Source organism: Pseudomonas sp. TH04 (assembly GCF_016651355.1).
In the GTDB taxonomy this organism is placed as follows: Bacteria; Pseudomonadota; Gammaproteobacteria; order Pseudomonadales; family Pseudomonadaceae; genus Aquipseudomonas; species Aquipseudomonas fluorescens.
This window is the reverse complement of record NZ_JAEKEA010000001.1, coordinates 5,158,804-5,171,596: the sequence shown is the minus strand read 5'-3', so window position 1 is coordinate 5,171,596 and position 12,793 is coordinate 5,158,804. Positions and strand designations below refer to the sequence as shown.

12 protein-coding genes are annotated in these 12,793 nt (G+C 60.5%); 5 read left to right on the top strand and 7 right to left on the bottom strand.

Annotation, left to right across the window (positions count from 1 at the left end):
- The first annotated feature begins 405 nt into the window (after positions 1-405).
- Positions 406-2,070 (top strand): electron transfer flavoprotein-ubiquinone oxidoreductase, encoded by a 1,665-nt coding sequence (locus tag JFT85_RS23310; protein WP_069552616.1) that lies wholly within the window; start codon positions 406-408, stop codon positions 2,068-2,070.
- Positions 2,071-2,261: 191 nt separating this feature from the next.
- On the opposite strand, the gene JFT85_RS23305 is transcribed toward JFT85_RS23310, so the two are convergent.
- Complete coding sequence (locus tag JFT85_RS23305) at positions 2,262-3,152, bottom strand: AraC family transcriptional regulator (protein WP_069552617.1); 891 nt, start codon at positions 3,150-3,152, stop codon at positions 2,262-2,264.
- Between the two features lie 181 nt (positions 3,153-3,333).
- Here JFT85_RS23305 and JFT85_RS23300 point away from each other — a divergent pair, with 181 nt between their 5' ends.
- Positions 3,334-4,386 carry an NAD(P)-dependent alcohol dehydrogenase gene (locus tag JFT85_RS23300; protein WP_053257538.1) on the top strand — a complete coding sequence of 351 codons (1,053 nt, stop codon included), beginning with the start codon at positions 3,334-3,336 and terminating at the stop codon, positions 4,384-4,386.
- On the opposite strand, the gene JFT85_RS23295 is transcribed toward JFT85_RS23300, so the two are convergent.
- The 6 genes from JFT85_RS23295 to JFT85_RS23270 form a co-directional block, all read right to left on the bottom strand.
- The gene (locus JFT85_RS23295; RefSeq protein ID WP_053257539.1) at positions 4,387-5,190 is read right to left on the bottom strand and encodes an IclR family transcriptional regulator; all 804 of its coding nucleotides are present in this window, start codon (positions 5,188-5,190) and stop codon (positions 4,387-4,389) included.
- Positions 5,191-5,384: 194 nt separating this feature from the next.
- The gene (gene araH / locus JFT85_RS23290; protein ID WP_017138344.1) at positions 5,385-6,350 is read right to left on the bottom strand and encodes an L-arabinose ABC transporter permease AraH; all 966 of its coding nucleotides are present in this window, start codon (positions 6,348-6,350) and stop codon (positions 5,385-5,387) included.
- Positions 6,351-6,367: 17 nt separating this feature from the next.
- Positions 6,368-7,867 (bottom strand): L-arabinose ABC transporter ATP-binding protein AraG, encoded by a 1,500-nt coding sequence (gene araG / locus JFT85_RS23285; protein WP_053257540.1) that lies wholly within the window; start codon positions 7,865-7,867, stop codon positions 6,368-6,370.
- On the bottom strand, positions 7,864-8,844 hold the full coding sequence (locus tag JFT85_RS23280) for a substrate-binding domain-containing protein (protein ID WP_078827147.1): 981 nt from the start codon (positions 8,842-8,844) through the stop codon (positions 7,864-7,866). The genes araG and JFT85_RS23280 overlap by 4 nt, the downstream gene beginning before the upstream one ends.
- A gap of 19 nt (positions 8,845-8,863) precedes the next feature.
- A complete protein-coding gene (locus tag JFT85_RS23275) occupies positions 8,864-9,685 on the bottom strand; it encodes an SDR family oxidoreductase (protein WP_053257542.1) in 822 nt (273 codons plus the stop codon).
- Positions 9,686-9,921: 236 nt separating this feature from the next.
- Positions 9,922-10,401, bottom strand: coding sequence for a GNAT family N-acetyltransferase (locus JFT85_RS23270; RefSeq protein ID WP_053257543.1), 480 nt, complete (start codon positions 10,399-10,401; stop codon positions 9,922-9,924).
- Positions 10,402-10,590: 189 nt separating this feature from the next.
- Between JFT85_RS23270 and JFT85_RS23265 the strand changes: the two genes are divergently transcribed.
- The 3 genes from JFT85_RS23265 (at position 10,591) to JFT85_RS23255 (ending at position 12,537) form a co-directional block, all read left to right on the top strand.
- On the top strand, positions 10,591-11,787 hold the full coding sequence (locus JFT85_RS23265; RefSeq protein ID WP_073638040.1) for an MFS transporter: 1,197 nt from the start codon (positions 10,591-10,593) through the stop codon (positions 11,785-11,787).
- 84 nt (positions 11,788-11,871) lie between these two features.
- A complete protein-coding gene (locus tag JFT85_RS23260) occupies positions 11,872-12,219 on the top strand; it encodes a hypothetical protein (RefSeq protein WP_053257545.1) in 348 nt (115 codons plus the stop codon).
- A gap of 51 nt (positions 12,220-12,270) precedes the next feature.
- Positions 12,271-12,537, top strand: a complete 267-nt coding sequence (locus JFT85_RS23255; protein WP_053257546.1) for a hypothetical protein — start codon at positions 12,271-12,273, stop codon at positions 12,535-12,537.
- Positions 12,538-12,793 lie beyond the last annotated feature (256 nt).

Here is a 12,793-nt window from a genome sequence, read left to right as displayed (position 1 = left end):
GCGAATAATGACCGTTCGTCAGTGGTGACTGAGAGGTCATTCCTTATCGCGACGTGTAAACTGCGCGCCATTCATTAAGCGCGCGCCACGTATTTTGCCGTTGCCCTGCTTTTGGACGTGCTCTTGAAACCTGCGGTGTGCCTACGGTTAGCGCAAAACCGACCGTATATTGACCGGAACGCCTATTCTGGTCAATACGCCAAAATAGCCAGTCATAAGCCGCGTTGCTTTGATTTACCTAGCTTCCAAGCAATTCAAACAAACGTTTGTATTGGACGCTGCCAGTGGTGTAGATATAATGCGCCACCTAGAGAGAAAGGTGGGTCTTGCCGTTGCTGCAAGACGATACCGAACCTCCACCCATTAGAAAAAAAAGCCTGTTGAGCCTTGAGTAGGAGATAGCCTGTGGAACGCGAATACATGGAATTCGACGTGGTCATCGTCGGCGCTGGCCCGGCAGGCCTGTCTGCCGCCTGCCGACTGAAGCAGAAGGCCGCCGAAGCCGGTAAAGAAATCAGCGTCTGCGTGGTCGAGAAAGGCTCCGAAGTCGGCGCACATATCCTTTCCGGTGCCGTGTTCGAACCACGTGCCCTGAACGAACTGTTCCCGGACTGGAAGGAACTCGGCGCCCCGCTCAACACCCCTGTAGTGCGCGATGACATCTATGTATTGCGCAGTGCCGACACCTCCACCAAGGTGCCGGACTTCTTTGTGCCCAAGACCATGCACAACGAAGGCAACTACATCATCTCCCTCGGCAACCTGTGCCGCTGGCTGGCCCAACAGGCCGAAAACCTGGGTGTGGAAGTCTACCCAGGCTTCGCCGCCCAGGAAGCGCTCTTCGACGAAAACGGCGTGGTCCGCGGGATCATCACCGGTGACCTCGGCGTCGACCGCGAAGGCAATCCGAAAGAAGGCGTCTACACCCCCGGCATGGAACTGCGCGGCAAGTACACGCTGTTCGCCGAAGGCTGCCGCGGCCACATCGGCAAGCAGTTGATCCAACGCTTCAAACTGGACAGCGACGCTGACGCCCAGCACTACGGCATCGGCCTCAAGGAAATCTGGGAAATCGACCCGGCCAAGCACCAACCAGGCTTGGTCGTCCACACCGCCGGTTGGCCGCTGGACATCATGAGCAACGAGAACACCGGTGGCTCGTTCCTTTATCACCTGGAAAACAACCAGGTGGTGGTCGGCCTGATCGTCGACCTGTCCTACAGCAACACTTTCCTGTCGCCGTTCGATGAATTCCAGCGCCTCAAGCACCACCCGGTTCTGGCTCAGTACCTGGAAGGCGGCAAGCGCATCAGCTACGGCGCCCGCGCCCTGGCCAAAGGCGGCATCAACTCGTTGCCGAAGATGGTCTTCAAGGGCGGTGCATTGATTGGCTGTGACCTGGGCACCATGAACGTGGCCAAGATCAAGGGCAGCCACACGGCGATGAAGTCCGGCATGCTCGCGGCAGATGCCGTGGCCGAGCGCCTGTTTGCCGAATCCGAAGGCGGCGACGAGTTGACCAACTACGTCGACAGCTTCAAAGCCAGCTGGCTCTATGAAGAACTGTTCGCCAGCCGTAACTTCGGCCCGGCGATGCACAAATTCGGCCCGATCATCGGTGCCGGCTTCAACTGGTTCGACCAGAACATCCTCGGCGGCAAAATGCCGTTCACCCTGCACGACACCAAGCCGGACTACGCGTGCCTGAAGCTGGCCAAAGACAGCAAGCAGATCAATTACCCGAAACCCGACGGCAAGTTGAGCTTCGACAAGCTGAGTTCGGTGTTCATCTCCGGTACCAACCATGAAGAAGAACAGCCGTGCCACCTGAAGTTGAAAGACCCGAGCATCCCGATCGGCACCAACCTGCCGCTCTACGATGAACCGGCGCAGCGCTACTGCCCGGCCGGCGTGTATGAAGTAATCACCCAGGAAGACGGCGAGAAGCGCTTCCAGATCAACGCCCAGAACTGCGTGCACTGCAAGACCTGTGACATCAAGGACCCTTCGCAGAACATTACCTGGGTAACGCCGGAAGGCGCCGGTGGTCCGACTTATCCGAATATGTAAGTCGATTGCTTGACCTGAAAGGCTCCCAGACGGGGGCCTTTTTTGTGGCCGGCATAAATCGAATGTGGGACCCGCTTTCTGTGGGAGCCGGGCTTGCCCGCGATGCAGGCGACTCGGTCTGTCAGTAAAACTCAGCGGATGCCATCGCAGCCAAGCCAGCTCCCACATTGACCGAGTTGTATCGACAGAACCTAAGCCGCGCGCTCTTCACCCGGGTTACGCAGGAAATAGCGCTTATATTCGCGACTGAACTGCGACGTACTCTGATACCCCACGCTGTGCGCCGCCTGCGCCACGCTCAGGCCGTCCACCAGCAGTAACTGTTGAGCCTTGAGCAAGCGCAGACGCTTCAGGTACTGCACCGGCGACAACAACGTGCAGCGCTTGAAATGCTCATGAAACGTCGACGCACTCATGTGCGCATACCCCGCCAGCGTCTCGATATTCAACGGCTCGGCGTAATGGGCATGCAGGTGATTCAACGACGTGGCGATTCGCGAAAACTGCCCCTGCTGCTCCACCAAGGCGCGCAACACATCCGCCTGCGGCCCGCGCAGCGCCGTGAACAACAACTCGCGCACCCGCGCCGGGCCCATGATCCGGCTCTCCAGCGGATCGTGCAGGCATTGCAACAACCGCTCGACGCAACCGCGCATTGCGTCATCGAGCACCACCGAGCTCATCGACTCCAGGGTCTGCGCCGTCGGCGGCGGCCCCGCCTGAATGCCCATGGCCATCACCAACTCGCCCAGCACCACGCGGTCTATGCCGACCGTAACGCCATACAGCGGCGCATTCGGCAGGGCAAAGGTCTCGCACTCGAAGGGCACCGGCATCGCCTGGATCAGGTAGTGCCCCGCGCCATACTCCAGCGTACGCGGGCCCAGATAGGCAACTTTGCTGCCCTGGGCGACGATCATCAGGCTCGGTTCATAAATCTGTGGCCCGCGCGCCACGTCACAACTGGCGCGCAAGACCTGCACGCCCGGCAGGTTGGTCGGGGAAAAACCGTCGCGGGGCGTCAGCCCCTTGATCAAGGCAACCAGCGTGGCGTTGGCGTCGAGATGGCGGGTCAACAACATGGCAAAAAACTTCGCGAAAAAGGGATGAGAACATCATCGCAGGTCTGAGGGCACATAAATCCAAACACAGGGCACTCCCGGACGAATAGGCATGAGGTTCGGAGCAATCGCCATGGCCGCAGCCAGGCCCGGCGCGGAGAATGCGCCACCTCCCTAGTCAGTCCTTTTGCGAGGTTTCTTCATGTATACCGCCATCGGTTATGCCGCCCAGTCGGCGACCACGCCCCTCGCCCCCATGTCCTTCGAACGTCGCAGCCCGCGCGCCGATGACGTGGCCATCGAAATCCTCTACTGCGGCGTGTGCCACTCCGACATCCACCAGGCCCGCAATGAATGGGGTATTGCCGTGTACCCGCTGATGCCGGGCCACGAGATCGTCGGCAAAGTCACCGCCGTCGGCGCCAGCGTTACCGCGCATAAAGTCGGCGACCTGGTTGGCGTCGGCTGCATGGTCGATTCGTGCCGCCACTGCGACGCCTGCCAGGCGGACCTGGAGCAATATTGCCTCGAAGGCCCGACCATGACTTACGCGACCCCGGACCGCGTCGATGGCAGCAACACCATGGGCGGCTACTCCGACAGCATCGTGGTCAGCGAACACTTCGTGGTGAAAATCCCGGCCAAGCTCGACCTGGCCAGCGCCGCGCCGATTCTCTGCGCCGGCATCACCACTTACTCGCCGCTCAAGCATTACGGCGTAAAGGCTGGCGACAAAGTTGGCGTGCTGGGCATGGGTGGCCTCGGCCACATGGGCATCAAGTTCGCCAAGGCGATGGGCGCAGAAGTGACGCTGTTCACCCGCTCCGCCAGCAAGGCCGAGGAAGGCCGTCGCCAGGGCGCCGACCATGTGATCGTGTCCACCGACGCCGAGCAGATGAAAGCCGCCGCCGGGCACTTCGACTTCCTGCTGGACACCATTCCGGTGCAGCACGACGTGAACCCCTACCTCGACGTGCTGCGCTTTGACGGCGTGCATATCCTGGTCGGTTTGATCGAGCCGGTGGACCCGCCGGTGAATGCGGCCAAGCTGGTGTTGGGGCGTAAAGTGCTGGCCGGTTCCTTGATCGGCGGCATTGCCGAAACCCAGGAAGTCCTGGATTTCTGCGCCGAGCACAACATCACCTGTGACATCGAAATGCTCGATATCCGCCAGATCAACGAGGCCTACACCCGCATGATCGCCGGTGATGTGAAGTACCGCTTTGTCATCGACATGGCGACCCTGAAGGCCTGATCAGGCCTTCGCGCCCAACTCCGCGGACAGCCGGGCTGCGACCTGTTTGATCACAGGAATCAGCTCGGCCATTTTTTCCAGCGGCATATAGGGCACGGTACTGGCGATGCTGATGCCGGCGACGATTCGCCGGCTGGCATCGCGCACCGGTGCCGCCACACACCGGATCGACGGTTCGTTGTCTTCCAGATCGAACGCATACCCCCCCACCACGTATTCGCGCATGCGCTGCTCGAATTGCGCCCAGGATTGTTCCGGGTGCTGCGGCCATTGCAGGCTTTTCCCGCCGGCAGGCAGGCTGACTTCGTACAGACGCTGCCACTCCTCGACCGCGTCATCCAGCAGCAACGCCTTGCCGATACCGGTGCGCGCCAACGGCATGCGATGGCCGACCCGCGAGCGCATTTCCGGGCCGTTGCGGCCGGGATTCTTGTGCAGGTAGAGCACGTCGTCGTATTCGCGAATGGCCAGGTGGATGGTGTCGCCGGTCAGCGCCGACAGCTCATCCAGATAAGGCACGGCCAGGCTCACCAGAGGCAGTTCTTCACGGGCCTGGAAACCCAACTCGATCAACTTCGGCCCCAGCAGGTAACCGACTTGCGGCACCACACGCAGGTAACGCTCCTCCACCAGGCAACTGGCCAGGCGGTGGGTGGTGCTGCGGGTGGTGCCGATGCGCCTGGCGATCTCTTTCAGATCCCGTGCACCGGCCGCCACCGCTTGCACCACGCCCAGGCCACGCAACAAGGTCTGGGTGCCGGTGGGCGCGGCGTCTTTGACGGGGGTGTGGGCGTTTTCCTGCATATCGGGCCTATTGGGAAGTACGAAAACGGCGCCATTATGGCAAATGCTGAACCTCAATACAGTGGAGATCCAACTGTGGGAGCAGGCTTGCTCGCGAATGCGGTATGTCAGTTTGCACATCTGCGTCTGATACACCGCATTCGCGAGCAAGCCCGCTCCCACATTGGATTTTCAGTGCTGTTGAGACCGGGTTTCTAACGTTGCTTCATACGGTCGATAATCACCGCCAGCAACAGGATCGAACCACGGATCACATACTGGTAGAAGGTGTCGATGTTCTTCAGGTTCATCGCGTTCTCAATGATCGCCAGAATCAGCACCCCGGCAATCACATGGCGGATCATGCCGATACCGCCGCTCAGCGACACCCCGCCGAGCACACAGGCGGAAATCACCGTCAGCTCAAACCCCTGGCCGATCATCGGCTGGCCCGAGGTCATGCGCGACGCGAGGATCACCCCGGCCAAGGCGCCGATCAAGCCGTGCACGGCAAAGATGATGATCTTGGTGCGATCAACGTTCACCCCGGCCAGCAACGCCGCTTCCTGGTTACCGCCAATGGCCATGGTGTTGCGCCCGTAGGTGGTGTAGTTGAGCAGCCAGCCGAAGAACACAAAACACAGCACGGTGATGATGATCGGCACCGGCACGCCCATCAGTTGGCCGTTGCCGAACACGAAGAACCGCTCGTCCATCACGCCGACGGCCTTGCCGTTCGAGAAAATGTAGGCCAGGCCGCGCACGATCTGCATGGTCGCCAATGTGGCAATCAACGCATTGATGCGCAACTTGGCGATCACAATCCCGTTGATCAGCCCCACCACCAAGCCCATGGCCAAGGCGGCCGACACGCCGAGCACCACGCTGTCGGTGTCACGAATCACAATCCCCGCCACCACCCCGGCGCAGGCAATCACCGAGCCCACCGATAAGTCGAAGTGCCCGGACGCCAGGCAGAACAACATGGTGCAGGCGGCAATGCCGACCGTGGAAATCGCCAGGCCCAGGCCACGCATGTTGAGCGGCGAAAGGAAGTTGTCGATGAACAGCGCACTGAGTACGAAGATGCTCAACGCCGCGAGCAGCATTACCCAGTCATCAAGAAACTTGCGCTGGTTGAAACCCGGCCAGAAGCCTTTTGCAGTTTTTACCTGGGACATCATTCACCTCGAATTCTTCAAGCCCGCGTACGCGGAAGTGCCAGTTGCAATAGCTGTGCTTCGTCCGCGTGTTCGCGGTTCAACTCGCCGGTCAGCACGCCTTCACTCATCACCAGGATGCGGTCGGAGATGCCCATCACTTCCATCAGGTCGCTGGACACCACGATCACCGCAATGCCGCTGGCCGCCAGGTTGTGGATGATCTGGTAAATCTCCGACTTGGCGCCGATGTCGATGCCTCGGGTCGGTTCGTCGAGCAGCAACACCTTCATCGGCATCGACAACCAGCGGCCGAGAATGGCCTTCTGCTGATTACCGCCGGACAGGTACATGATTTTCTGTTGCGCGTTCGGCGTTTTGACTTTCATCGCCTTGATCTGCTGGTCGGCGTTGCCTTTCTCCCAGCCCTCACGCAGCAGCCAGCCAAACCTGGAATGGGCACCGCGTGCGCTGATATTGATGTTCTCAGCCACACTGGACAGCGGAATGATGCCCTCCTTCTTGCGGTCTTCCGGGCACAGCAGCACGCCCCCGGCGATGGCGTCGCGCGGCGAGCGCAAGTGCAGCGGCTGCCCACACAGTTCGAGTTGCCCGGCCGTGCTGCGCACCAGCCCGCTGAGCAGGCGCAGCAGTTCGGTGCGCCCTGCCCCGACCAGCCCGAACAGCCCAAGAATCTCGCCCTTGTGCACCTGCAGGCTGACCGCTTCACGCAGCCCCGGGCCAAGCAAACCCTCGACCTTGAGCGCCACTTCACCGCGTTCGCGCGGGCGGTAATCGTAGATGTCCTGGATGTCGCGACCGACCATGCAGGTCACCAGTTGGTCGTGGGTCAGCGTGGCCATGTCGTCAAAGGTGCGCACGAAACGGCCGTCCTTGAACACCGTCACCGCATCGCAAATACGGAACACTTCTTCCATGCGATGCGACACATACAGCACCACTTTGCCCTCATCGCGCAGGCGCGTGATGATTGCCATCAGCCGGTCGATTTCCCGCGCCGACAAACTGCTGGTGGGCTCGTCAAAGGCAATCACATGGGCGCCACGGGACAACGCCTTGGCGATCTCCACCAGTTGGCGCTGGCCCAGGGACAGCCGCCCGAGCTTTTCCTGCGGGTCGATTTCATCGGCCAGGCCTTTGAGACATGCCAACGCCTGCTTGCGCAGCAGGCCGCCGTTGACCACCCCGAAACGCGACGGCAGATGCCCGAGAAACAGGTTCTCCGCCACGGTCATTTCCGGCACCAGGTGCAGCTCCTGATGGATCACCGCAACACCACTGGCAATGCTGTCGGCGGCGGATTTGAAGTCCATCGTCTGCTCGCCGATCTGTACCGTACCGCTGCTCGGAATGTAGGCGCCGCCAAGGATCTTGAGCAGCGTGGACTTGCCCGCGCCGTTCTCGCCCATCAGCGCGTGCACCGAGTGCGGCCGCGCTTCAAAGCTGATCTGCGCCAGAGCTTTGACCCCGGGAAATTCCTTGCCGATGCCGTTAAAGCGCAGGGCCGCGCCGGTCATTTCCACAGACCGATTTTGCTCAACTCTTCCTTGAAGTTGGCGCGCGTGATCAGGGTGACGTTATCCAGGGCGGTGAATTTGGCAGGCTCGGTGCCTTTGGTGACCCACGCGAACATCGCGCTGGCGGTTTTGTAGCCTGACGCGTCAGGGCTGAGCAGCATTGAACCGTAGAACCCGGTGTCGGATTTTTTCAGCTCTTCAATCGCGTCCGTGCCGTTGATGCCGACCCCGATGACGTTGGCCGCCTTGAACCCGGCGCTTTCTGTGGCGCGCACGCCGCCGAGTACGGTGCTGTCGTTCATGCCGCCAATGAGCAGGTTTTTCGCGCCGCTGGGCAGTTTCACCAGGGCCGAGTTGGTGGCGTCCATGCTGCCCGGCACGTCGAGAGTTTTCTGTGCGCTGAACAGGATGTGGTCGGCCGGCAAGCCGGCGGCCTTGAGGCCTTCTACCGAACCGTCGGTGCGTTTCTTGCCGGTTTCCAGCTCGTCAAAGGTGTTGATGACGGCGTAGGTGTCCTTCCAGTCCCAGTTGCGATGCTTGGCTTCGGTGGCCATGGCCTCGCCTTGTTTCTGGCCGATTTTGTAGGCGTCCAGGCCGACGTAGGGCACGTCTTCCATGGGCTTGCCTTTGGCGTCAACGAACCGGTCGTCCACCGCCAGCACTTTCAAACCGTTGAGCTTGGCCTTGGCCATGATCGCAGGGCCCAGGGACACGTCCGGCGGGCAGATCACAAAGCCCTTGGCGCCGTTGGCAGCAAGCGTGTCGATAGCGGAGAGGGTTTTCTCACCGTCGGGCACGGCGATCTTGATCACGGTAAAGCCCTGGTCCTTGCCGGCTTTTTCGGCGAACGCCCATTCGGTCTGGAACCAGGGTTCTTCGGCTTGCTTGACCAGAAAGCCGATCTTCACTTCTTCGGCGGATGCAAAGCCGCTGACCGCGATCGCAAGTGCCAGGGTGCCGAGTGTTTTCTTAAACATGAACCACCTCTTGTTGGATTTAGTCGTGGTACATCACAGAACGCCCGCCATCGATCATCAGGCAGGTTGCATTGATAAACGGCGCTTCGTCAGTCGCCAGGAACAGCGCCGTCATCGCCACCTCTACCGGCTGGCCGATACGCTTGGGCGGGTGCAAATCGAAGGCGCGCTGACGCTCGGCGTGCGGGTCAGGAAAACCGTTCCAGTAATCGACATTGAGCTGAGTTTCGATATACCCAGGGGCGATGGCATTTACGCGGATGCCCTTGGACGCGTATTCGATGCCCAGGGCGCGCGTGAGCCCGAGCAGGCCGTGCTTGGCGACGGGATAGGGAAAACAGCCGGGGATGATGTGGCTGGAATGGGTGGAGGCGATGTTGATGATGTTGCCGATGCCCTGCTCGATCATCAAGGGCAACACCGTGCGGCAGCCGAACCAGGCGCCATCGAGGTCAATGGCGAAACAGCGGCGCCAGTCTTCGTCGGTCATCTGCAAGGGGTCACGGAACACGTTAACGCCTGCGCAATTGACCAGCACATCCACGCGACCAAAGCGCTCAATGGCCAGGTTGACCAGCGACTGCCACTGCTCTTTGGAGGTGATGTCGACCGCTTGCGCGACGATTTGCGCACCGCGTTCGCGCCAATGCGCGGCGACTTTTTCGACTTTTTCTGCCTGGATATCCGCGATCACCAGGCGCGCCTGCTGAGCCTGGAAACAGGCGACGATCGCCTCGCCAATGCCTTGGGCGGCACCGGTGATGATCACCACTTTGTGCTTCAACCGCTCGCCATAGGTAGGCGCGGGTACGGCGGGTAATGACAACGGTTGGGGCTGCATCGCTTCACCTGTTTTATTTTTGGTAGTGAGTGCTGATGCAGCCGACTATAAACCCATCATTTGAAATATCTCAATATATAAATTTGCATCCCATATATTGGAATAAACTCAAAAAATGTGCGAGCAGGCTTGCTCGCGAATGCGCCGGGTCAGTCAATCAATCATTGGCTGAACGACCGCATTCGCGAGCAAGCCCGCTCCCACAGGTTGATCTTCAGTGTTTACGACGGAGGGTTTCAGCCGATGGCGAAATCGCGCAGCGCGTCACCTTCCATGCGGTAGCGCACCCACTCTTCCTGCGGCTGGGCGCCGATCGATTTGTAGAAGGCAATCGCCGGCTCGTTCCAATCCAGCACGCTCCATTCAAACCGCCCGCAGCCGTTATCACAGGCGATCTTGGCGAGGTGGCGCAAGAGCTTTTTGCCCGCCCCGCCGCCGCGTTGCTCGGGGTTGATATAGAGGTCTTCGAGGTACAGGCAGTTGCTGCCCAACCACGTCGAATAGCTGAAAAAGAACACCGCAAAGCCAATCGGCAAGCCGTCCCGCGAACAAATCAGGCCATGGGCGGTGGCACCCTCGCTGAACAGGCTGCGCTCGATATCCACCACACTGGCGATCACTTCATGTCGGGCCTTTTCGTACTCGGCAAGCTCGGTGATGAACGTCAGGATCTGCGCAGCATCGCTGGGCACGGCGGGGCGAATCTCGATGGTCATGGGCGGCTCTTGGGCAAATTCAAAGCCCACATATTAAGGCGGTTTGATGACGGATTGCAGTGCAATTTCGCGGTGACCGGGGCGCTTTACTCCGTCGCGCGGTAACCCGAGCACCACCAACCACAGAACAATCCGCCGGGCCGTGCATGCTAAACAGAGCGCATCAATCCAACGATTCGAGACTTGCTCATGCACGCCACGCCCGCGGTGGGCGCGAAGACATTCGCGCTGTTCTGCCTAGCCAGCTTCCTGTTGTCACTGTCCTACGGCTCGACGTTTCTGCTGTCGCTGCTGATTCATTCGCGCGGCGGGAACGAGCATGATGCCGGCAGCGTGATTTCCATGGCGATGCTCAGCACGTTTGTGGCGGTGGTGTGTAGCGGGCATCTGGCCGATGCCGTGGGCGCGGCACGGGCTATCGCGGGGATGGGCGTGTTGCTGGTGGTGGCCAGCCTTGGGTTTGCGCTGACGCCGGGTGTTGGTCAAGGCCTGATGCTGTTCGGGCTGTCCCTGGGGTTGGGCTGGGGCGTGTTCTACACCCTGGGCCCGATCATCGTGACACTGCTGGTGGCGCCCCCTCAGCGGGCCAAATACTTTGCGCTGCTGTCGGGCAGCATGTTGAGCGGGATCGGTGCCGGCCCTTTGCTCGGGCGCGCCGCCAGTGCATTGGACCTGCCGCTTACAACGGCCTTCTATATTGCGGGGTTCGCCAGCCTCGCGGGCGTCGTGATGTTCTGGCGCCTGGGCGCACACCTCAACCATCACGCAAATGTGCCCACAGCGAGGATTTCCTGGGCCTCCAGCCGTCGAGTGCTGTCATCCAAAGCTGCATTCGCGATCCTGATGGTCGGCCTGGGTGGCTGTGTATTTGGCGGGCTGTCATCGTTTCAGACCAGCTATGCAGCGGCCCATGGGTTGGACTATTCGTTGTTTTTCGCCGGGTTCCTGAGTGCCGCCATCACCAGCCGCCTGTTGATCGCCGGCCACGTGGTCAAGCGTGATGCCTACCGGGCCGCCTGTGTGTTATCCGGGATCATGCTCGGCGCTATCGCACTGTTTGCATTTGGTGTCAGCGGTAACTTCAGCTACCTGCTGGCGGCTGCCATGCTGGGGGTGGGCTATGGCCTCACGTATTCCGTGATTAATGGACTGGTGGCCAGCGAGGCGCCGCCCGGCACTACGTCCCAGGCATTGCTGCTGTTCAGCCTGGCGTACTTTATCGGCGTGTTCGGGTTTCCCTGGCTGGCCGGCAAGCTCATCGTCGACTACGGCCTGCCGACGCTGCTGGCGAGTGTGCTCGGCGTGGCCCTGCTCAACTGGCTGATCACGGTGGCGCGGTTGATCTGGCGCCAGCGCTCGGCACATAAAATCTTACAGGTAACTTGATACCGTTCGTCGCCATCAAGGCACGAACCGGAAACGGGCGCGGACCAATAAAGGGTAAGGACATTAATCATATGGAGACACCCCATGAAGCATTCCAAGTTTGCCGCCCTCGCCCTCACCGGTCTGCTGTCCGCCGCCTCGCTGAACGCCTTCGCCGCGACCTCGTCGACCGGCAAGACTGACCCCGTCGGCAGCCCGCCAAGCCCTGCCACCCAGGAATCCCAGAATTCGATGGGGACCGGCCTCGACACCAATGGTGGCGCGATCATCGACAACGGCGCTGACCCACGCACCAAAGGCAACGATACCCAACGCCAGGCACCGGCAGCGGTGGGCAACGGCAAAATGGGCCCAGGTATCAGCAATGAGCCGAAGGTCAATAAAGGCGATGACAACAACATCCCCGGCGCACCGAAACAACCCGCGCCTTAATGCATCGATAGCAGCACTGACACCCGATCATTTCCCAGTGAAGAGGTACACATGAACGTCGATAGAAACCTTGAAAAAGAAGTCCTCACCCGCCTGCTGCACGCCCACCCGCACGGTTTGGGCAAGGAGGTTTTGGATAACTACCGCGGCGAGAAGGAGGTTGCCAGTGTCTTAGCCTTCCTGCAGGACCGTGGGCTTATCAAGGATGGGCATGTGACCACCGACGACGCCGGTGAATATTCGTTGAACCTGCCGATCAAGCTGACCGCGTCCGGTGTGGACGAGGCGCGCAAGTTGGAAGGTGAAAGCCGTCACTGATGCATGTTGCCTGGCCTGGCCCTGGCGACAGGGCCAGTGGCCGTAGTGCAATGCCGCTTGCAAGCAAAGCCACCGATACCGCCATACAGGCGCGCAAGGCTGCGCGTATCGAAGCGTGAGAAAGATCAGCCATTCAACCCCCTTGTGCTAGCGGGTTTGCTTGCGAAGGCGCAGTGACAGTCAACCAAGTTGTCGACTGACACCGCGCCTTCGCGAGCAAGCCCGCTCCCACAGGTTGAACTGATTTGCCAGTGAG

What these genes read in the sequence shown, in the direction of transcription:
- JFT85_RS23300 (WP_053257538.1), top strand. Translation starts at nt 3,334, where the DNA reads ATGTATACCGCCATCGGTTATGCCGCCCAGTCGGCGACCACGCCCCTC.
- araG (WP_053257540.1), bottom strand. Translation starts at nt 7,867, where the DNA reads ATGACCGGCGCGGCCCTGCGCTTTAACGGCATCGGCAAGGAATTTCCC.
- JFT85_RS23305 (WP_069552617.1), bottom strand. Translation starts at nt 3,152, where the DNA reads ATGTTGTTGACCCGCCATCTCGACGCCAACGCCACGCTGGTTGCCTTG.
- JFT85_RS23270 (WP_053257543.1), bottom strand. Translation starts at nt 10,401, where the DNA reads ATGACCATCGAGATTCGCCCCGCCGTGCCCAGCGATGCTGCGCAGATC.
- JFT85_RS23275 (WP_053257542.1), bottom strand. Translation starts at nt 9,685, where the DNA reads ATGCAGCCCCAACCGTTGTCATTACCCGCCGTACCCGCGCCTACCTAT.
- araH (WP_017138344.1), bottom strand. Translation starts at nt 6,350, where the DNA reads ATGTCCCAGGTAAAAACTGCAAAAGGCTTCTGGCCGGGTTTCAACCAG.
- JFT85_RS23295 (WP_053257539.1), bottom strand. Translation starts at nt 5,190, where the DNA reads ATGCAGGAAAACGCCCACACCCCCGTCAAAGACGCCGCGCCCACCGGC.
- JFT85_RS23255 (WP_053257546.1), top strand. Translation starts at nt 12,271, where the DNA reads ATGAACGTCGATAGAAACCTTGAAAAAGAAGTCCTCACCCGCCTGCTG.
- JFT85_RS23260 (WP_053257545.1), top strand. Translation starts at nt 11,872, where the DNA reads ATGAAGCATTCCAAGTTTGCCGCCCTCGCCCTCACCGGTCTGCTGTCC.
- JFT85_RS23265 (WP_073638040.1), top strand. Translation starts at nt 10,591, where the DNA reads ATGCACGCCACGCCCGCGGTGGGCGCGAAGACATTCGCGCTGTTCTGC.
- JFT85_RS23280 (WP_078827147.1), bottom strand. Translation starts at nt 8,844, where the DNA reads ATGTTTAAGAAAACACTCGGCACCCTGGCACTTGCGATCGCGGTCAGC.